The sequence below is a fragment of the Demequina litoralis genome, assembly GCF_030418455.1.
Lineage (GTDB): Bacteria > Actinomycetota > Actinomycetes > Actinomycetales > Demequinaceae > Demequina > Demequina litoralis.
This window is the reverse complement of the sequence record NZ_JAUHPW010000002.1, coordinates 337483-357095: the sequence shown is the minus strand read 5'-3', so window position 1 is coordinate 357095 and position 19613 is coordinate 337483. Positions and strand designations below refer to the sequence as shown.

Genomic DNA, 19613 nt, shown 5'->3' with positions numbered 1-19613 from the left:
TTGCTCGACGTGAACGAGTTCGGCGATCTGCGCATCGGCCTTGCGACCGCGGAGGACATCCGCAACTGGTCGCATGGAGAGGTGAAGAAGCCCGAGACGATCAACTACCGCACGCTCAAGCCGGAGAAGGACGGCCTGTTCTGCGAGAAGATCTTCGGCCCCACCCGTGACTGGGAGTGTGGCTGCGGCAAGTACAAGCGCGTCCGCTACCGCGGCATCGTCTGCGAGCGCTGCGGCGTCGAGGTGACCCGCTCGAAGGTCCGCCGCGAGCGGATGGGCCACATCGAGCTCGCCGCCCCGGTGACCCACATCTGGTACTTCAAGGGCGTCCCCTCGCGCCTCGGCTACCTGCTCGACCTCGCCCCGAAGGACCTGGAGAAGGTCATCTACTTCGCGGCGTACATGGTGACCGAGGTCGACGAGGACGGCCGTCACGAGGACCTTCCCCAGCTCCGCAACGAGATGGAGAAGGAGAAGAAGGCGATCGCCAACCAGCGCGACGTCGACATCAACAACCGTGCCGAGAAGCTCGAGAAGGACCTCGCGGAGCTCGAGGCGGAGGGCGCCAAGTCCGACGTCAAGCGCAAGGTCAAGGACGGCGCCGAGCGCGAGATGGCGAACATCCGCAAGCGTGCGGACGCCGAGATCGAGCGCCTCGAGACCATCTTCGACCGCTTCGCCAACCTCAAGGTCCAGGACCTCGAGGGCGACGAGATGCTCTACCGCGAGATGTCGCGCCGCTTCGGCTCGTACTTCAAGGGCTCGATGGGTGCGGAGGCGATCCAGAAGCGCCTCCAGACCTTCGACCTGGACGCCGAGGCCGAGAAGCTCCGCGAGATCATCGCGACCGGCAAGGGCCAGCGCAAGACCCGCGCGCTCAAGCGCCTCAAGGTGGTCAACGCGTTCCTCACGACCACCAACTCGCCCGAGGGCATGGTGCTCGACTGCGTGCCGGTCATCCCGCCGGACCTGCGCCCCATGGTCCAGCTCGACGGTGGCCGCTTCGCGACCTCCGACCTCAACGACCTGTACCGCCGCGTCATCAACCGCAACAACCGCCTCAAGCGCCTGCTCGACCTCGGTGCGCCCGAGATCATCGTGAACAACGAGAAGCGCATGCTGCAGGAGGCCGTCGACTCGCTGTTCGACAACGGTCGTCGCGGCCGCCCGGTCACGGGCCCCGGCAACCGCCCCCTCAAGTCCATCTCGGACATGCTCAAGGGCAAGCAGGGCCGGTTCCGTCAGAACCTGCTCGGCAAGCGCGTCGACTACTCGGGCCGTTCGGTCATCGTGGTCGGCCCGACCCTCAAGCTGCACCAGTGCGGCCTGCCCAAGCAGATGGCGCTCGAGCTGTTCAAGCCCTTCGTCATGAAGCGCCTGGTCGAGCTCAACCACGCGCAGAACATCAAGTCCGCGAAGCGCATGGTCGAGCGCAGCCGCTCCGAGGTGTGGGACGTCCTCGAGGAGGTGATCCGCGAGCACCCGGTGCTGCTCAACCGTGCGCCCACGCTGCACCGTCTGGGCATCCAGGCGTTCGAGCCGCAGCTGGTCGAGGGCAAGGCGATCCACCTGCACCCGCTCGTCTGCGGCGCGTTCAACGCCGACTTCGACGGTGACCAGATGGCCGTGCACTTGCCGCTGTCCGCGGAGGCGCAGGCCGAGGCCCGCGTGCTGATGCTCTCGAGCAACAACATCCTCAAGCCGTCGGACGGCCGCCCGGTGACCATGCCCTCGCAGGACATGATCATCGGCCTCTACCACCTCTCGCTCCTCAAGGAGGGCGAGAAGGGCGAGGGCCTGGTCTTCGGCACGCAGTCGGAGGCGGTCATGGCCTTCGACGCCGGCGCGATCTCGCTCAACGCGGAGATCCAGCTGCGCGTCGACGGCGACACTGTGCCGCCGGTCGAGGCCGAGCTGCCCGAGGACCACGTGGCCGGCGAGCCGTTCATGCTCACCACCACCCTGGGCCGGTCGCTGTTCAACGACCTCCTGCCGGTGTCGTACCCGTACGTCAACCGCAACGTCGACAAGAAGGTCCTCGGCGACATCGTCAACACGCTCGCCGAGCGCTACCCGAAGGTCGAGGTGGCCGCCTCGCTCGACGCCCTCAAGGCGGCGGGCTTCCACTGGGCCACCCGCTCGGGCGTGACCATCGCCATCGGCGACGTCGCGACCCCCGCGAACAAGCAGGAGATCCTCGAGCGCTACGAGGCCCAGGCCGCGAAGGTGCAGGACCAGTTCGACACGGGTCTCATCACCGACGACGAGCGCCGTCAGGAGCTCATCGAGATCTGGACCCAGGCGACCAACGAGGTCGACAAGGCCATGCGCGAGTCGTTCCCGAAGCACAACACCGTCCACACGATGGTCGGCTCGGGTGCGCGAGGCAACTGGATGCAGGTCCGTCAGATCGCCGGTATGCGCGGCCTCGTGGCTAACCCGAAGGGCGAGATCATCCCCCGCCCGATCAAGTCGAACTACCGCGAGGGCCTGTCCGTCCTCGAGTACTTCATCGCGACCCACGGTGCCCGCAAGGGCCTCGCGGACACCGCGCTGCGTACCGCGGACTCCGGCTACCTCACGCGTCGCCTGGTCGACGTCTCGCAGGACGTCATCGTCCGCGAGGACGACTGCGGCACCGAGCGTGGCCTGGCCATGCCGATCGCGGAGGTCCTCGCGGGCGGCGAGCGCGTCATGCACGAGCGCGTCGCCACCTCGGTGTTCGCCCGCACGCTGGCCACCGACGTGGAGCTGGAGGGCGAGGTCATCGCCACCGCCGGCTCCGACGTGGGCGACGTGCTCATCGACACGCTCATCGCCGCGGGCGTCGACACGGTGAAGGTCCGTTCGGTCCTCACGTGCGAGTCCGTGGTGGGCACCTGCGCCCGCTGCTACGGCCGCTCGCTCGCGACCCGCGAGCTCGTCGACATCGGCGAGGCCGTCGGCATCATCGCGGCGCAGTCGATCGGTGAGCCCGGCACCCAGCTGACGATGCGTACGTTCCACACCGGTGGTGTGGCCTCGGCGGACGACATCACCCAGGGTCTGCCGCGTGTCCAGGAGCTCTTCGAGGCCCGCACCCCCAAGGGTGAGGCCCCGATCTCCGAGGTCAGCGGCACGCTCAAGGTCGACGACTCCGAGGCGACCCGTCGCCTCGTGGTCACCCCGGACAACGGGGACGAGCCGGTCGAGTACCCGGTCACCAAGCGCGCCCGCCTCCTGGTCCAGGACGGCGAGCGCGTCGAGGTGGGCCAGCAGCTCGTCGCCGGTGCGGTCGACCCCAAGAACGTGCTCCGCATCCTTGGTCCCCGCGCCACCCAGAAGCACCTGGTGGACGAGGTCCAGAACGTGTACCGCTCGCAGGGTGTGGAGATCCACGACAAGCACATCGAGGTCATCGTGCGGCAGATGCTGCGTCGCGTGACCGTGCTGGACTCGGGAGAGACCAACCTGCTCCCCGGCGAGCTCGTCGAGCGCAGCCGCTTCGAGCAGGCGAACCGCGAGACCGTGACCGCCGGCGGCAAGCCCGCCTCGGCGCGTCCCGAGCTCATGGGCATCACGAAGGCGTCGCTTGCGACGGAGTCGTGGCTCTCGGCGGCCTCCTTCCAGGAGACCACCCGCGTCCTCACCGAGGCGGCGATGTCCGGCAAGTCGGACCCGCTGCTCGGCCTCAAGGAGAACGTCATCCTCGGAAAGCTCATCCCCGCTGGTACGGGCCTCGCCCAGTACCGCACGGCGACGGTCGAGCCCACCGAGGAGGCGAAGGCCAACCTGTTCCCGACCTTCGGATACGAGGAGTGGGACGGCCAGTTCTTCGGCGAGGGCACCGGCGAGGCCGTGCCGCTCGAGGAGTTCGACATCCGAGACTGACAACCGACGGGGCCGTGCGGGCGTGATGTCCGCTTTTGACGGCGGCGCGGAGCGCAGGTATCTTAGATGCTTGTGCCCGCGTCGCCGGGCCCCCGAGTCGCGCCCGCGGTGCGACACCCGATGGAACGACACGCCCGGGCGCGGGGGTCGGGCCGACACGAAAAGAAACGTTCCCGCAGAACCACAGAGACACGGAGAAGTAGTGCCTACGATTCAGCAGCTGGTCAGGAAGGGCCGCCACCCCAAGGCCTCGAAGACCAAGACCCCGGCTCTTCAGTCGAGCCCCCAGCGTCGCGGCGTGTGCACGCGCGTCTACACGACGACCCCCAAGAAGCCGAACTCGGCGCTCCGCAAGGTCGCCCGTGTCCGTCTCTCGACCGGCATCGAGGTCACGGCCTACATCCCCGGTGAGGGCCACAACCTCCAGGAGCACTCGATCGTGCTCGTGCGCGGCGGTCGTGTGAAGGACCTCCCGGGTGTCCGCTACAAGATCATCCGTGGCTCGCTCGACACCCAGGGTGTCAAGAACCGCAAGCAGGCTCGTAGCCGCTACGGCGCGAAGATGGAGAAGAAGTAATGCCTCGCAAGGGACCGGCCCCCAAGCGGCCGATCATCAACGACCCCGTCTACGGCGCGCCGGTCGTCACGCAGCTCATCAACAAGGTGCTCCTCGACGGCAAGAAGTCGACCGCGGAGGCCATCGTCTACGGCGCCCTCGAGGGTGTCCGTGAGAAGTCGGGCCAGGACCCGGTCGTCGTGCTCAAGCGCGCGCTGGACAACATCCGCCCCGCCCTCGAGGTCCGCAGCCGCCGCGTCGGTGGCGCGACCTACCAGGTCCCCGTCGACGTCCGCCCCGTGCGTGCGACCACGCTCGCGCTGCGCTGGCTCGTCGACTTCTCGCGCCAGCGTCGCGAGAAGACCATGACCGAGCGCCTCATGAACGAGATCCTCGACGCTTCGAACGGCCTCGGCGCCGCGGTGAAGCGCCGTGAGGACATGCACAAGATGGCCGAGTCGAACAAGGCCTTCGCGCACTACCGCTGGTAGTCGTTCGCCGTTCGTCGGAAACTCAAGGAGAACCACTCGTGGCACAGGACGTGCTCACGGACCTCAAGAAGGTCCGCAACATCGGCATCATGGCCCACATCGATGCCGGCAAGACGACCACCACCGAGCGCATCCTGTTCTACACGGGTGTGAACTACAAGATCGGTGAGACCCACGACGGTGCGTCGACGACCGACTGGATGGAGCAGGAGCAGGAGCGCGGCATCACCATCACCTCCGCCGCGGTGACCTGCTTCTGGAACAAGAACCAGATCAACATCATCGACACCCCGGGTCACGTCGACTTCACCGTCGAGGTGGAGCGCTCGCTCCGCGTGCTCGACGGCGCGGTCGCGGTGTTCGACGGCAAGGAGGGCGTGGAGCCCCAGTCGGAGACCGTGTGGCGCCAGGCGGACAAGTACGACGTCCCCCGCATCTGCTTCGTCAACAAGATGGACAAGCTCGGCGCGGACTTCTACTTCACCGTCGACACCATCAAGTCGCGCCTCGGTGCGCGTCCGCTCGTCATCCAGCTGCCCATCGGCGCGGAGAACGACTTCCTGGGCGTCATCGACCTGGTGCAGATGAAGGCCCTCGTGTGGCCCGGCGACGCCAAGGGCGACGTGACCATGGGTGCGAAGTACGAGATCGAGGAGATCCCCGCGGACCTGGCCGACAAGGCCGAGGAGTACCGCGCGGAGCTGCTCGAGGCGTGCGCCGAGTCGGACGAGGAGCTTCTCGAGAAGTACCTCGGCGGCGAGGAGCTCACGGTCGACGAGATCAAGGGCGCCATCCGCAAGATGACGATCTCCTCGGAGGCCTACCCGGTCCTCTGCGGCTCGGCCTTCAAGAACCGTGGCGTGCAGCCGATGCTCGACGCGGTCGTGGACTACCTGCCGGGCCCGCTCGACGTGCCGGCCATCCAGGGCCACGACATCCACGACGAGGAGAAGATCATCGAGCGTCACGCCGACGCCGCCGAGCCCTTCTCCGCGCTCGCCTTCAAGGTCGTCTCGCACCCGTTCTTCGGTCGCCTCACGTACGTCCGCGTCTACTCGGGTCACCTCGAGACCGGTGCGCAGATCTACAACTCGACCAAGGGCAAGAAGGAGCGCATCGGGAAGCTCTTCCAGATGCACGCCAACAAGGAGAACCCGGTCGACTCGGTGACCGCCGGCCACATCTACGCGGTGATCGGCCTCAAGGACACCACCACCGGCGACACCCTGTGCGACCCGCAGAACCAGGTCGTGCTCGAGTCGATGACCTTCCCCGAGCCCGTGATCCACGTGGCGGTCGAGCCCAAGACCAAGGGCGACCAGGAGAAGATGTCGGTCGCGATCCAGAAGCTGGCCGAGGAGGACCCCACCTTCCGCGTCAAGCTCGACGAGGACACGGGCCAGACGGTCATCTCCGGCATGGGCGAGCTGCACCTCGACATCATCGTCGACCGCATGCGTCGCGAGTTCAAGGTCGACGCGAACGTCGGCAAGCCGCAGGTCGCGTACCGCGAGACCATCCGCGGCAAGGTCGAGAAGTACGACTACACCCACAAGAAGCAGACGGGTGGCTCCGGCCAGTTCGCGAAGGTCCAGATCACCATCGAGCCGCTCGAGGCGGACTCCGAGGTCATGTACGAGTTCGACAACGCCGTGACCGGTGGTCGCGTGCCGCGCGAGTACATCCCGTCGGTGGACGCCGGTATCCAGGACGCCATGAACATCGGCATCCTCGCGGGCTACCAGATGGTGGGCGTCAAGGCGACGCTGGTCGACGGTCAGTACCACGACGTCGACTCGTCGGAGATGGCGTTCAAGATCGCCGGCTCGATGGCCTTCAAGGAGGCCGCGCGCAAGGCCAGCCCGGTCCTGCTCGAGCCCGTCATGGCCGTCGAGGTCCGTACGCCCGAGGACTACATGGGCGACGTCATCGGCGACCTCAACTCCCGCCGTGGCCAGATCCGTGAGATGTCCGACGCTGCCGGCGTCAAGGTCATCAACGCTCTGGTCCCGCTGTCGGAGATGTTCGGCTACGTCGGCGACCTGCGTTCCAAGACGCAGGGCCGCGCGGTGTACTCGATGACCTTCGACAGCTACGCCGAGGTTCCTCGCAACGTTGCCGAGGAGATCATCGCAAAGACCCGGGGCGAGTAGTCCCACCGGTTGAAAATCAGGAACAATAACGACCAGTAGGGATGCGCCCCACGATGGCAGCGGCCATCGGCAGTCGGATCCTCTACCCGAGTCTCACAACCCAATCAGGAGGAAGCCACCATGGCTAAGGCCAAGTTCGAGCGGTCCAAGCCGCACGTGAACGTCGGCACCATCGGTCACGTCGACCACGGTAAGACGACGCTGACCGCTGCGATCTCGAAGGTGCTGCACGACCAGTACCCGGACCTCAACCCGTTCACGCCGTTCGAGGACATCGACAAGGCTCCCGAGGAGCGCGAGCGCGGTATCACGATCAACATCGCGCACATCGAGTACCAGACCGAGAAGCGCCACTACGCCCACGTCGACGCCCCGGGTCACGCGGACTACATCAAGAACATGATCACCGGTGCCGCTCAGATGGACGGCGCGATCCTCGTGGTCGCGGCGACCGACGGCCCGATGGCCCAGACCCGTGAGCACGTCCTGCTCGCGCGCCAGGTGGGCGTCCCCTACCTGCTCGTCGCGCTGAACAAGTCGGACATGGTCGACGACGAGGAGATCCTTGAGCTCGTCGAGGTCGAGGTGCGCGAGCTCCTCTCCTCGCAGGGCTTCGACGGCGACAACGCTCCCGTCATCCAGGTCTCGGCGCTCAAGGCGCTCGAGGGCGACGAGAAGTGGGTCAAGTCGGTCCAGGACCTCATGAACGCGGTCGACGAGTTCGTGCCGGAGCCCGTCCGCGACATGGACAAGCCCTTCCTCATGCCGATCGAGGACGTCTTCACGATCACCGGTCGTGGCACCGTCGTCACCGGCAAGGTGGAGCGCGGCAAGCTCAAGATCAACTCGGAGGTCGAGATCCTCGGCATCCGCGAGCCGCAGAAGACCACCGTCACCGGCATCGAGATGTTCCACAAGCAGATGGACGAGGCGTGGGCCGGCGAGAACTGCGGTCTGCTGCTCCGCGGCACCAAGCGCGAGGACGTCGAGCGCGGCCAGGTCGTGGTCGCCCCCGGCACCACCACGCCGCACACCCAGTTCGAGGGCAAGGTCTACATCCTCAACAAGGATGAGGGTGGCCGCCACAACCCCTTCTACACGAACTACCGCCCGCAGTTCTACATCCGCACCACGGATGTGACCGGCGTCATCTCGCTGCCCGAGGGCACCGAGATGGTCATGCCGGGTGACACCACCGAGATGTCGGTCGAGCTCATCCAGCCGATCGCCCTCGAGGAGGGTCAGGGCTTCGCGATCCGCGAGGGTGGCCGTACCGTCGGTTCCGGCACCGTCACCAAGATCATCAAGTAAGTCCCCGCGACTTCGCACGAAGGCCCCCGCCGTCAGGCGGGGGCCTTCGTGGCGTTCGGGGGTCTTCGGCTTCTGCGGGCCATCTCTCAGCCTGCTCCCAGGCGTGATCCATAGCCTCTGGGTACAACGTCCCCCATGAGAGGTACACGCATGATCACCATCCGGCCCGCGGTCCGCCGCCTCCTCGCCTCCGGCGCACTCCTCGGCCTTGCGGCCACCCTCGCGGCGTGCGGCGCGGACGGCGCCGAATCCACGAGCAGCGCGACGACCAGCACCGCCAGCAGCGCCGCCAGCAGCGCCGTCGCCGTCGAGGCGGCCGCGGAGGAGTCGAACACCGCGGAGGTGGTGGCCGCGGCGGAGGCGTTCCTCGCCACCCTCGACGAGGAGCAGCTTGCGCTCGTCCAGCTGTCGTACGACGATCTCGAGGACAAGGCGAACTGGTCGAACCTGCCGAACGGGCAGGTCGACCGCCCCGGCCTCTCCCGCGGCGACATGACGGATGAGCAGCTCGCGGCGCTCGACGCCCTGCTCCAGGCGATGCTCTCCGACGAGGGCTACGAGGAGGTCGTCGAGGTCATGCAGGCGGACGACGTGCTCGCGGGCAACATCGACACCACGGCCCTGTACGGCGACGCGGCTGAGGACGCGACCAACACCACGGACGGCGGCATGGGCGGTGCGCCCACGGACGCGGGGGACGGCGCCACGCCGCCCGACATGGGGGACGGCGCCGCGCCGGCCGATATGGGGGACGGAGGCATGGCCGGGGGCGGTCTCGAGTACGGCTCCGACATCTACTTCATCGCCTTCTACGGCGAGGTGTCGACGAGCTCGGCATTCGAGATCCAGTACGGCGGCCACCACCTTGCGCTGTCCGCGGCCTACGCCGGGGACACCGTCACCGTCGCCCCTTACTTCGCCGGCATCGAGCCGCAGACGTGGACCACCGCCGACGGCGACTCGTACGAGCCGCTCGCCGGCAAGAAGGCCGCGGCGGGCGCCCTCATGGGCTCGCTCACGGACGAGCAGGCGGCCGAGTCCGAGCTCTCGATGGTCTACAACGCGGTGGTCATGGGCCCCGGTGCCGACGACGGCTCCTACCCCGACGACGAGGGCGTCCTCGTGTCCGACCTCTCCGACGAGCAGCAGCAGCTGGTGACCGATCTCATCGCCGAGTACGTCGGGGTGCTCGACGAGGCGGAGGCGGAGGAGATCATCGACACGTACGTCGCCCAGTACGGGGAGACGTACCTGTCGTGGTCCGGCGCGCTCAGCACCGACGACGGCTCGACGTACCTGCGGCTGTCCGGCCCGCAGGTGTGGATCGAGTTCGACATGGAGAACGGGATCGTCTACGACGCCCTCCACATCCACTCGGTATACCGGGACAAGCTGTACGACTACGGCGACGCGACCCAGTACGCATCGTGAAACGCCCCGCGTCCCTTGCGGGCCTGGTCCGCGCCCTTGCGGCCGTGCTCGTCGCGTGCGGGCTGCTCGCGGCGGGGGCGGGTGCGGCGCAGGCCCATCCCGCCGAGACCAGCGCCGTGCTGATGACCGTCCACGAGGACTCGGTCGACCTCGAGCTCCAGGTGCCGGTGCGGCAGTACGACCAGGCGGCCGACGCCGCTCTCGACGTGGACGGCGGCGACGTCGAGGAGCATGCCGAGGAGCTGGCGGCGTACACCCTCGCGCGGCTCGGCCTCGCCGACGCCGACGGCGCGCTCGACCTCGTCGTCGCCTCCGTCACCGAGGCGACGGTGAACGATCTGCCCACCGCGGTGATCGAGGTGGTCGCCACCGCGCCCGACGGGTCCGTCGACGGCGACCTCACCCTCGACTACTCGCTCCTCATCGACCGTATCGCGACGCACGAGGTCTACGTGTCCATGGTCTCCGACTGGGCCGACGGCACGGTCACCGACGAGGAGCCCGCGCTCCTCGCGGTCATGGATTGGGAGCACACCTCGTACGTGGTCGACCGCGACGGCACGGGCTGGGCGTCCGGGGTCGCGGCCACGATCAGGCTCGGTATCGACCACATCGCGGCCGGACCCGACCATGTCCTGTTCCTCATCCTGCTGCTGGTGCCCGCCCCGTTGCTGGCGCGCGGACGCCGGTGGACGGTCGCGACGGACGATGCGCGCGCGGACGGACGCCGCGCGCTCCGCCGTGCGGGCCTCCTGGTGTCGTGCTTCACCGTCGGGCATACGGCGTCGCTCGCGCTCGTCTCCACCGGCCTGCTGTCCCTGCCCACGGTGGTGACCGAGTCACTGGTCGCGGGCACGATCATCGTCGCGGGCGTGCACGCGCTCCTGCCCCTCGCACGCCGGGGCGAGGCGTGGACCGCGGGCGCCTTCGGGGTCGTGCACGGCACGGCGTTCGCCACGACGCTCGTCGCCCTCGACCTGTCTCCCGGCGCGCTCGCCGCGGCGATCCTCAGCTTCAACGTGGGCGTCGAGCTCGCGCAGCTGGTGGTCGTCGTGGCACTCCTCCCCGCACTCGTGTGGGCTTCCCGAAGTACCTGGTACGGCACCTTCAGGTGGGGCATCGCAGGTGTCGGCGTGCTCGCCGGCGCCACCTGGCTGGCCGCGGTCATCGCGGGCCGCGACAGCGTGCTTTCCGGCGGCGTAGACTGGGTCGTCGCCCATCCGTGGCAGTCCTATGCGATCGCGCTCGCCGTGCTCGCCGGCGTCGCGATGGGACCGCGTGCCGCGCGGCGGGTCGGGTCGCGCCGGGACGCGGACCGGATGCGCATCGTGGCCGACGCCGGGGGCGCCTGAGACTCCTGGCCGGGACCGCCGGCGCGCATCGTCCAGGGCGCCGGCGGGCCCGTCCGACTCCCTTTGCATCCGCGCAGGGATTCTGGCACAATATTCAGGTTGCCTATCGCGGGCAGCCGCACCTTCACCCATGGCCCGACAGAAATGTCCAGGCGCTCGTGTGTCGCAGATGAGCGACACGCCCGAGCGCGGGGGTCGGGGTGATGACCATAGTTGTAACGAGAGATAAGGCAGACCACGCCATGGCGGGACAGAAGATCCGCATTCGGCTGAAGAGCTATGACCACGAGGTCATCGACTCTTCGGCCCGCAAGATCGTCGAGACGGTCACGCGCGCCGGTGCGTCGGTGGTGGGCCCCGTGCCGCTGCCGACCGAGAAGAACGTGTTCTGTGTGATCCGTTCGCCCCACAAGTACAAGGACTCCCGCGAGCACTTCGAGATGCGCACGCACAAGCGCCTCATCGACATCGTGGACCCGACGCCGAAGGCTGTCGACTCGCTCATGCGTCTCGACCTGCCGGCCGACGTCAACATCGAGATCAAGCTCTAACGAGCACCCGAAGTACGCAGAGAAGTTAGGACTTCCACCATCATGACTACGACTTCCAATGCCCAGCGCGCGGTCACCGCGCTGCTCGGTACGAAGCTGGGCATGACGCAGGTGTGGGACGCCGAGGGCCGCGTTGTGCCCGTCACGGTGATCCAGGTCGACACCAACGTCATCACCCAGGTGCGGGACGCCGAGCGCGACGGCTACGAGGCTGTTCAGCTCGCCTTCGGCGCCGTTGACCCGCGCCGCGTCACCAACCCGCTCAAGGGCCACTTCGAGGCCGCCGGCGTCACGCCGCGCCGCCACGTCGCCGAGGTCCGCACCGCGAACGCGTCCGAGTACGCGCTCGGCCAGGAGATCACCGCCGAGGTGTTCGAGGCCGGCCAGCTCGTCGACGTCACGGGCACCACCAAGGGCAAGGGCACCGCCGGTGTCATGAAGCGCCACGGCTTCTCCGGCGTGGGCGCCTCGCACGGTGCGCACCGCAACCACCGCAAGCCGGGCTCCATCGGTGGCGCGTCGACGCCTTCGCGCGTCTTCCGCGGCCTCAAGATGGCCGGCCGCATGGGCAACGCCCGCAAGACCGTCCAGAACCTCCGCGTCCACTCGGTGGACGCTGCGAAGGGTCTCGTGCTCGTCAAGGGCGCGGTTCCCGGCAACAAGGGCGGCGTCGTTCTCATCCGCTCCGCCGTGAAGGGCGCGTGATCACCATGGCTAACACCAAGACCGTCGAGCTGCCCGCAGAGATCTTCGACGTCGACACCAACGTGCCGCTCATCCACCAGGTGGTCGTGGCGCAGCTGGCTGCCGCTCGTCAGGGCACCCACGCCACCAAGACCCGCGGCGAGGTCCGCGGCGGTGGCCGCAAGCCGTACAAGCAGAAGGGCACCGGCCGCGCCCGCCAGGGTTCGACCCGTGCGCCGCAGTTCGCCGGCGGTGGCACCGTCCACGGCCCGCAGCCCCGCGACTACTCGCAGCGCACCCCCAAGAAGATGAAGGCCGCCGCCCTCCGCGGTGCCCTCTCGGACCGCGCCCGCGCCGGCCGCGTTCACGTCGCCGACGCCCTCGTGTCCGGCGACGTCCCCTCGACCAAGGCCGCCCTCGAGGCGCTGACCGCCCTCACCTCGGGCCGCAGCGCGCTCGTCGTCACGGACCGCACCGACGAGCTCACCTGGCTCTCGCTGCGCAACGCCGCCGACGTGCACCTCATCGCGGTCGACCAGCTCAACACCTACGACGTGCTCGTGAACGACGACACGGTCTTCACGCGCGCCGCTTTCGACGCGTTCGTCGCGGGCCCCGCCACGGGCAAGTCCGTGAAGGCCGTCGCGACGGAGTCCGAGGCGGAGGAGAAGTAACGTGACCACGCTCAACAAGGACCCGCGCGACATCATCGTCCGCCCGATCGTCTCCGAGAAGACGTACGGCCTCATGGACGAGGGCAAGTACACCTTCGAGGTGGACCCCCGCTCGAACAAGACCGAGATCAAGATCGCCGTCGAGCAGATCTTCGGTGTCAAGGTCGCGTCCGTGAACACCATCAACCGCAAGGGCAAGGCGCGCCGCACCCGCTTCGGCCTGGGCAAGCGCAAGGACGTCAAGCGCGCGATCGTCACCATCGCAGGCGACGCGGGCATCGACATCTTCAGCGGCCAGGCCGGCTAGAAGGACAGGTAAGCACTCATGGCTATTCGCAAGTACAAGCCGACGACGCCGGGCCGCCGTGGCTCGTCCGTCGCCGACTTCGTCGAGGTCACCCGTTCGGAGCCCGAGAAGTCGCTCGTCCGCCCGCTGCACAAGAAGGGCGGCCGTAACAACACCGGTCGCATCACCACCCGTCACCAGGGTGGCGGTCACAAGCGCGCCTACCGCGTGATCGACTTCCGTCGTCACGACAAGGACGGCGTGCCCGCGACCGTCGCGCACATCGAGTACGACCCCAACCGCACCGCCCGCATCGCGCTCCTGCACTACGCGGACGGCGAGAAGCGCTACATCATCGCCCCCGAGAAGCTCGGTCAGGGCGACCGCGTGGAGGCCGGCGCCGGCGCCGACATCAAGCCCGGCAACAACCTCCCGCTGCGCAACATCCCGGTGGGTACCGTCATCCACGCCATCGAGCTCAAGCCTGGTGGCGGCGCCAAGATCGCGCGCTCGGCCGGTGCCTCGGTCCAGCTCGTGGCGAAGGACGGTCCGTACGCGCAGCTGCGCATGCCGTCCGGCGAGATCCGCAACGTCGACGCGCGCTGCCGCGCGACCGTCGGCGAGGTCGGCAACGCCGAGCAGTCGAACATCAACTGGGGCAAGGCCGGCCGTATGCGTTGGAAGGGCAAGCGCCCGACCGTCCGCGGTGTCGTCATGAACCCGGTCGACCACCCGCACGGTGGTGGTGAAGGCAAGACCTCCGGTGGTCGTCACCCGGTCTCGCCGTGGGGCAAGCCCGAGGGCCGCACCCGCAAGCCCAACAAGGAAAGCGACAAGCTCATCGTGCGTCGCCGCAAGACCGGCAAGAACAAGCGATAAGGGAGCCTGGACATGCCTCGTAGCCTCAAGAAGGGCCCCTTCGTCGACGACCACCTTCAGAAGAAGGTGGACGCCCAGAACGATGCGGGCACCAAGAACGTCATCAAGACCTGGTCGCGTCGTTCGGTCATCACGCCGGACTTCCTGGGTCACACCTTTGCCGTGCACGACGGCCGCAAGCACGTCCCGGTGTTCGTCACCGAGTCGATGGTCGGCCACAAGCTGGGCGAGTTCGCCCCCACGCGCACGTTCAAGGGCCACGTCAAGGACGACCGCAAGGGCCGCCGCTAAGGCGCCCGAGCGAAGTAAGAGGAGTTAGAACATGGAAGCCAAGGCGCAGACGCGGTACATCCGCGTGACCGCCCAGAAGGCTCGCCGCGTCGTGAACCTGGTCCGTGGTCAGAACGCCGTGGAGGCCTCGGCCTCGCTGAAGTTCCAGCCGCAGGCCGTCGCGACCGATGTGCGCAAGCTCATCGACTCGGCGATCGCCAACGCGCGTGTGAAGGCCGACCAGGCCGGCGAGCGCTTCGACGAGCGCGAGCTCGTCATCAAGGAGATCTACGTGGACGAGGGTCCGACCATGAAGCGCATCCAGCCGCGCGCTCAGGGTCGTGCCAACCGCATCCTCAAGCGCTCCTGCCACATCACCGTCACCGTCGCGACCCCGGTCGCTGCCAAGTAAGGGGCCAAGTAATGGGACAGAAGGTCAACCCCCACGGCTACCGCCTGGGCATCACGACCGACCACCGTTCGCGCTGGTTCGCCGACTCGACCAAGAAGGGCGAGCGGTACCGCGACTACGTGAACGAGGACGTCAAGATCCGCAAGATGATGTCGGAGGGCCTCGAGCGCGCCGGCGTGTCGAAGGTCGAGATCGAGCGCACCCGTGAGCGCGTTCGCGTCGACCTGCACACCGCGCGTCCGGGCATCGTCATCGGCCGCCGCGGCGCCGAGGCCGACAAGCTTCGCGCCAACCTCGAGAAGCTGACGGGCAAGCAGGTCCAGCTCAACATCCTCGAGGTCAAGAACGCCGAGGTCGACGCCCAGCTCGTCGCGCAGGGCATCGCGGAGCAGCTCGCCTCGCGCGTGTCGTTCCGTCGCGCCATGCGCAAGGGCATGCAGTCCGCGCTCCGCGCGGGTGCCAAGGGCATCCGTGTGCAGTGCTCGGGCCGTCTCGGCGGCGCCGAGATGTCGCGCTCGGAGTTCTACCGCGAGGGTCGCGTGCCGCTGCACACCCTCCGCGCGAACATCGACTACGGCTTCTTCGAGGCCCGCACCACCTTCGGCCAGATCGGTGTGAAGGTGTGGATCTACAAGGGCGACATGACGGAGAAGGAGTGGGCCGCCGAGCAGGCGAAGGCCCCCCGCCCGCAGCGTGGCCGTGGTCGTGGCGACCGCGGTGACCGCGGCCCGCGTCGTGACTCCGCCCCCCGCCAGTCCGAGGCCCCCGCGGCTGAGGCCCCCGCTGCCGAGGCCCCCGCGGCCGAGGCCGGTAAGGAGAGCTGACCATGCTTATCCCCCGTCGAGTGAAGCACCGCAAGCAGCACCACCCGAAGCGTTCGGGCGCTGCGACCGGTGGCACCACCATCGCCTTCGGCGACTTCGGCATCCAGGCCCTCGAGCCCGCCTACGTCACCAACCGCCAGATCGAGGCGGCCCGTATCGCGATGACCCGCCACATCAAGCGTGGTGGAAAGGTCTGGATCAACATCTACCCGGACCGTCCTCTGACCAAGAAGCCCGCCGAGGTCCGCATGGGCTCCGGTAAGGGCTCGCCCGAGTGGTGGGTCGCCAACGTCAAGCCGGGTCGTGTGATGTTCGAGCTCGCCGGCGTGCCGGAGGAGCTTGCCCGCGAGGCCATGCGCCGCGCGCAGCACAAGCTGCCCATGAAGACCCGTTTCGTTTCCCGTGAGGGTGGTGACATCTAATGGCCATCGGTACCAAGGACCTCATGCCGTCCGAGCTGGACGCCATGGAGGACGAGCGCCTCGTGGAGGAGCTGAAGAAGGCCAAGGAGGAGCTGTTCAACCTGCGCTTCCAGTCGGCCACCGGTCAGCTCGAGAACCACGGTCGCCTCAAGGCCGTCAAGCGCGACATCGCTCGCATCTACACGATCCTGCGTGAGCGTGAGCTCGGGATCCGCACCGCGCCCTCCGCGAAGGCTTAAGGAACAGATATGTCGACCAAGAAGCACACGACGGCGACCGAGGAGCACCGCGCCTACCGCAAGACGCGCCGCGGCTACGTCACGTCGGACAAGATGGACAAGACCATCACCGTGGAGATCGAGGACCGCGTCAAGCACCCGCTCTACGGCAAGGTCATGCGCCGCACCAGCAAGATCAAGGCCCACGACGAGGCCAACACCGCCGGCATCGGCGACCTCGTCGTCGTGATGGAGACCCGCCCGCTGTCCGCTTCCAAGCGGTGGCGCCTGGTCGAGATCGTCGAGAAGGCCAAGTAACTAGGTTCGACCAGGCTCGCTGAGGAATCGGCGAGAACCAGACGACAGGAGACAAGACATGATTCAGCAGGAGTCGCGACTGCGCGTCGCCGACAACACGGGTGCGAAGGAAGTCCTCTGCATCCGCGTGCTCGGCGGCTCGCACCGTCGCTACGCCGGCATCGGCGACATCATCGTCGCCACCGTCAAGGACGCGATCCCCGGCGGCAACGTCAAGAAGGGCGATGTCGTCAAGGCGGTCGTCGTGCGCACCACCAAGGAGCGCCGCCGTCCCGACGGTTCGTACATCCGTTTCGATGAGAACGCTGCGGTGATCCTCAAGAACCTCGACGGTGACCCGCGCGGCACCCGCATCTTCGGCCCCGTCGGCCGCGAGCTGCGTGACAAGAAGTTCATGAAGATCATCTCGCTGGCACCGGAGGTCATCTGATGGCGAAGATCAAGAAGGACGACCTCGTCGTCGTCATCGCCGGCCGTGACCGCGGTCAGCAGGGCCGCGTGCTGTCGGTCGACCCCGAGCGCGAGCGCGTGGTCGTCGAGGGCATCCAGCGTGTGACCAAGCACGTCAAGCCGGGTACCCGCCGCGACAACGCCGAGGGTGGCCTCGTGACCGTCGAGGCCGCGATCCACATCTCGAACGTGATGCTCGTGGACCCGGAGACCAAGAAGGGCACCCGTGTGGGCTACCGCACGGAAGAGGTCGAGCGTGACGGCCGCAAGCGCACTGTGCGCGTGCGTGTCGCCAAGCGCTCGGGTAAGGACGTCTGATGGCCACCGCGACCACCGCTCCGCGCCTCAAGGACAAGTACCGCAACGAGATCGTCGCGCAGCTCCGCGAGGAGTTCGACCACGCGAACGTGAACCAGGTCGGCGGCCTCGTGAAGGTCGTCGTCAACATGGGCGTCGGCGACGCCGCGAAGGACTCGAAGCTCATCGAGGGCGCCATCGCGGACCTCACCGCCATCACCGGTCAGAAGCCGCAGGTCACCAAGGCCCGCAAGTCCATCGCGCAGTTCAAGCTGCGCGAGGGCCAGCCGATCGGTGCGCACGTCACCCTCCGTGGCGACCGCATGTGGGAGTTCCTCGACCGCCTCATCTCGATCGCGCTGCCCCGCATCCGCGACTTCCGCGGCCTCAGCCCCAAGCAGTTCGACGGCAACGGCAACTACACCTTCGGTCTCACCGAGCAGTCGATGTTCCACGAGATCAACCAGGACAAGATCGACCGCGTGCGCGGCATGGACATCACCATCGTGACGTCCGCCACCACCGACGACGAGGGCCGCTCGCTGCTCAAGCAGCTGGGCTTCCCGTTCAAGGAGAAGTAGGACATGGCCAAGACTGCGCTGAAGAACAAGGCCGCCGGCAAGCAGAAGTTCGCCGTCCGCGCCTACACCCGGTGCCAGAAGTGCGGCCGTCCGCACTCGGTGTACCGCAAGTTCGGCCTCTGCCGCGTGTGCTTCCGCGAGATGGCTCACCGCGGTGAGCTGCCCGGCATCACCAAGAGCAGCTGGTAAACCACTACGCCACAGGTCCCCTAGGGAAACCACGGCGAGGAAGAGTTCAAGACTCATGACGATGACTGACCCCATCGCAGACATGCTGACGCGTCTGCGCAACGCGAACGCGGCGTACCACGAGACCGTGTCGATGCCGCACTCCAAGCTCAAGGCGAACATCGCCAAGATCCTGGAGGCCGAGGGCTACATCTCCGGCTCCGCCACGGCGGACGCCGAGGTCGGCAAGACCCTCACCCTCACGCTGAAGTACGGCCCGAACCGCGAGCGCTCGCTCGCCGGCGTGCGCCGTGTGTCGAAGCCCGGTCTCCGCGTCTACGCGAAGTCCACGAACCTGCCCAAGGTTCTCGGCGGCCTCGGCGTGGCCATCCTGTCCACCTCCTCCGGTCTGCTGACGGACCGCGAGGCCGAGAAGAAGGGCGTCGGCGGCGAGGTCGTCGCGTTCGTCTGGTAACCGGAAAGGAGAACGAGAGCAATGTCCCGCATTGGCAAGATCCCCGTTCCGGTTCCCGCCGGAGTGGACGTGACCATCGAGGGCGCCGACGTGACCGTGAAGGGCCCCAAGGGCTCCCTCACCCACACCGTCGCCGCTCCCATCATCGTGGAGAAGGGTGACGGTGGCCTCGAGGTCAAGCGCCCGAACGACGAGCGCCTGTCGAAGTCGCTCCACGGTCTCACCCGCACGCTCATCGCGAACATGGTGACCGGTGTCACCTCGGGTTACGAGAAGAAGCTCGAGATCGTCGGCACGGGTTACCGCGTCGCGCTCAAGGGTTCGGACCTCGAGTTCGCGCTCGGCTTCTCGCACCCGGTCGTGGTGACCCCGCCGGAGGGCATCACCTTCACGGTCGAGGGCCCCACCAAGTTCACGGTTGCCGGCATCAGCAAGCAGCAGGTCGGCGAGGTCGCGGCGAACATCCGCAAGATTCGCAAGCCCGAGCCGTACAAGGGCAAGGGCGTCCGCTACGCCGGCGAGCAGGTTCGCCGCAAGGCAGGAAAGACGGGTAAGTAAGACATGGGTATCGCAATCAAGGGCAAGGGCAAGGCGATCTCGCGCAAGCGTCGCCACTTCCGCCTGCGCAAGAAGATCTCCGGCACCGCTGCTCGTCCCCGCCTCGTCGTCACCCGCTCGTCGCGCCACATGGTCGCGCAGATCGTGGACGACACCGTCGGCAAGACCCTGGCCTCGGCTTCGACCCTCGAGTCGGACATCCGTGCCATGGAGGGCGACAAGACCGCGAAGGCGTCGAAGGTGGGCCAGCTGGTCGCCGAGCGCGCCAAGGCCGCGGGCATCGAGGCCGTGGTCTTCGACCGTGGCGGCAACAAGTACCACGGCCGTGTCGCGGCCGTGGCCGACGGTGCCCGAGAGGCGGGCCTCGCCCTCTAGGGCGCGG

Annotated in this window: 24 protein-coding genes and 1 pseudogene; all 25 read left to right on the top strand. The window is 67.7% G+C overall.

What is annotated here, in order from left to right:
• Positions 1-3870, top strand: coding sequence for a DNA-directed RNA polymerase subunit beta' (locus tag QQX09_RS04350; protein ID WP_301131536.1), 3870 nt, complete (start codon positions 1-3; stop codon positions 3868-3870).
• A 202-nt stretch (positions 3871-4072) separates the two neighbouring features.
• Entirely contained in the window at positions 4073-4447 is a 375-nt protein-coding gene (gene rpsL / locus QQX09_RS04345; RefSeq protein WP_062293987.1) for a 30S ribosomal protein S12, read from the top strand.
• Entirely contained in the window at positions 4447-4917 is a 471-nt protein-coding gene (gene rpsG / locus QQX09_RS04340) for a 30S ribosomal protein S7 (protein WP_062314472.1), read from the top strand. The genes rpsL and rpsG overlap by 1 nt, the downstream gene beginning before the upstream one ends.
• Before the next feature lie 38 nt (positions 4918-4955).
• Complete coding sequence (gene fusA, locus QQX09_RS04335) at positions 4956-7070, top strand: elongation factor G (protein ID WP_301131535.1); 2115 nt, start codon at positions 4956-4958, stop codon at positions 7068-7070.
• A 120-nt stretch (positions 7071-7190) separates the two neighbouring features.
• On the top strand, positions 7191-8381 hold the full coding sequence (tuf, locus tag QQX09_RS04330) for an elongation factor Tu (protein WP_301131534.1): 1191 nt from the start codon (positions 7191-7193) through the stop codon (positions 8379-8381).
• Between the two features lie 150 nt (positions 8382-8531).
• On the top strand, positions 8532-9812 hold the full coding sequence (locus QQX09_RS04325; protein WP_301131533.1) for a DUF3500 domain-containing protein: 1281 nt from the start codon (positions 8532-8534) through the stop codon (positions 9810-9812).
• A complete protein-coding gene (locus QQX09_RS04320; RefSeq protein WP_301131532.1) occupies positions 9809-11164 on the top strand; it encodes a HupE/UreJ family protein in 1356 nt (451 codons plus the stop codon). The genes QQX09_RS04325 and QQX09_RS04320 overlap by 4 nt, the downstream gene beginning before the upstream one ends.
• Before the next feature lie 242 nt (positions 11165-11406).
• On the top strand, positions 11407-11715 hold the full coding sequence (rpsJ, locus tag QQX09_RS04315; protein WP_042213186.1) for a 30S ribosomal protein S10: 309 nt from the start codon (positions 11407-11409) through the stop codon (positions 11713-11715).
• Positions 11716-11757: 42 nt separating this feature from the next.
• A complete protein-coding gene (rplC, locus tag QQX09_RS04310) occupies positions 11758-12420 on the top strand; it encodes a 50S ribosomal protein L3 (RefSeq protein ID WP_062314477.1) in 663 nt (220 codons plus the stop codon).
• Positions 12421-12425: 5 nt separating this feature from the next.
• The gene (gene rplD, locus QQX09_RS04305) at positions 12426-13073 is read left to right on the top strand and encodes a 50S ribosomal protein L4 (RefSeq protein WP_301131531.1); all 648 of its coding nucleotides are present in this window, start codon (positions 12426-12428) and stop codon (positions 13071-13073) included.
• 1 nt (position 13074) lies between these two features.
• Positions 13075-13380 carry a 50S ribosomal protein L23 gene (gene rplW / locus QQX09_RS04300; RefSeq protein WP_301131530.1) on the top strand — a complete coding sequence of 102 codons (306 nt, stop codon included), beginning with the start codon at positions 13075-13077 and terminating at the stop codon, positions 13378-13380.
• An 18-nt stretch (positions 13381-13398) separates the two neighbouring features.
• Entirely contained in the window at positions 13399-14238 is an 840-nt protein-coding gene (rplB, locus tag QQX09_RS04295; protein ID WP_062298278.1) for a 50S ribosomal protein L2, read from the top strand.
• A 12-nt stretch (positions 14239-14250) separates the two neighbouring features.
• Complete coding sequence (gene rpsS / locus QQX09_RS04290) at positions 14251-14529, top strand: 30S ribosomal protein S19 (RefSeq protein ID WP_062293970.1); 279 nt, start codon at positions 14251-14253, stop codon at positions 14527-14529.
• A gap of 31 nt (positions 14530-14560) precedes the next feature.
• Positions 14561-14920: a 50S ribosomal protein L22 gene (gene rplV / locus QQX09_RS04285; protein WP_062298279.1), complete on the top strand. Its 360-nt coding sequence runs from the start codon at positions 14561-14563 to the stop codon at positions 14918-14920.
• Positions 14921-14931: 11 nt separating this feature from the next.
• Positions 14932-15744, top strand: coding sequence for a 30S ribosomal protein S3 (gene rpsC, locus QQX09_RS04280; RefSeq protein ID WP_301131529.1), 813 nt, complete (start codon positions 14932-14934; stop codon positions 15742-15744).
• Between the two features lie 2 nt (positions 15745-15746).
• Positions 15747-16166, top strand: a complete 420-nt coding sequence (rplP, locus tag QQX09_RS04275) for a 50S ribosomal protein L16 (RefSeq protein WP_042213163.1) — start codon at positions 15747-15749, stop codon at positions 16164-16166.
• Positions 16166-16393 (top strand): annotated as a pseudogene (gene rpmC / locus QQX09_RS04270) (50S ribosomal protein L29); the annotation flags it as partial. The gene rplP and the pseudogene rpmC, both read left to right, overlap by 1 nt.
• Before the next feature lie 21 nt (positions 16394-16414).
• A complete protein-coding gene (gene rpsQ, locus QQX09_RS04265) occupies positions 16415-16702 on the top strand; it encodes a 30S ribosomal protein S17 (RefSeq protein WP_042213157.1) in 288 nt (95 codons plus the stop codon).
• 58 nt (positions 16703-16760) lie between these two features.
• The gene (gene rplN, locus QQX09_RS04260) at positions 16761-17132 is read left to right on the top strand and encodes a 50S ribosomal protein L14 (RefSeq protein ID WP_062293953.1); all 372 of its coding nucleotides are present in this window, start codon (positions 16761-16763) and stop codon (positions 17130-17132) included.
• On the top strand, positions 17132-17470 hold the full coding sequence (rplX, locus tag QQX09_RS04255; RefSeq protein ID WP_301131528.1) for a 50S ribosomal protein L24: 339 nt from the start codon (positions 17132-17134) through the stop codon (positions 17468-17470). Before rplN ends, rplX begins: the two co-directional genes overlap by 1 nt.
• A complete protein-coding gene (gene rplE / locus QQX09_RS04250) occupies positions 17470-18030 on the top strand; it encodes a 50S ribosomal protein L5 (RefSeq protein WP_062298287.1) in 561 nt (186 codons plus the stop codon). Before rplX ends, rplE begins: the two co-directional genes overlap by 1 nt.
• A 3-nt stretch (positions 18031-18033) precedes the next feature.
• Positions 18034-18219: a type Z 30S ribosomal protein S14 gene (locus QQX09_RS04245; RefSeq protein ID WP_042213145.1), complete on the top strand. Its 186-nt coding sequence runs from the start codon at positions 18034-18036 to the stop codon at positions 18217-18219.
• A 55-nt stretch (positions 18220-18274) separates the two neighbouring features.
• On the top strand, positions 18275-18673 hold the full coding sequence (gene rpsH / locus QQX09_RS04240; RefSeq protein ID WP_062298289.1) for a 30S ribosomal protein S8: 399 nt from the start codon (positions 18275-18277) through the stop codon (positions 18671-18673).
• Positions 18674-18694: 21 nt separating this feature from the next.
• A complete protein-coding gene (gene rplF / locus QQX09_RS04235; protein WP_301131527.1) occupies positions 18695-19231 on the top strand; it encodes a 50S ribosomal protein L6 in 537 nt (178 codons plus the stop codon).
• A 3-nt stretch (positions 19232-19234) separates the two neighbouring features.
• Positions 19235-19606, top strand: a complete 372-nt coding sequence (gene rplR / locus QQX09_RS04230; RefSeq protein WP_301131526.1) for a 50S ribosomal protein L18 — start codon at positions 19235-19237, stop codon at positions 19604-19606.
• The last annotated feature ends 7 nt before the right edge of the window (positions 19607-19613 follow it).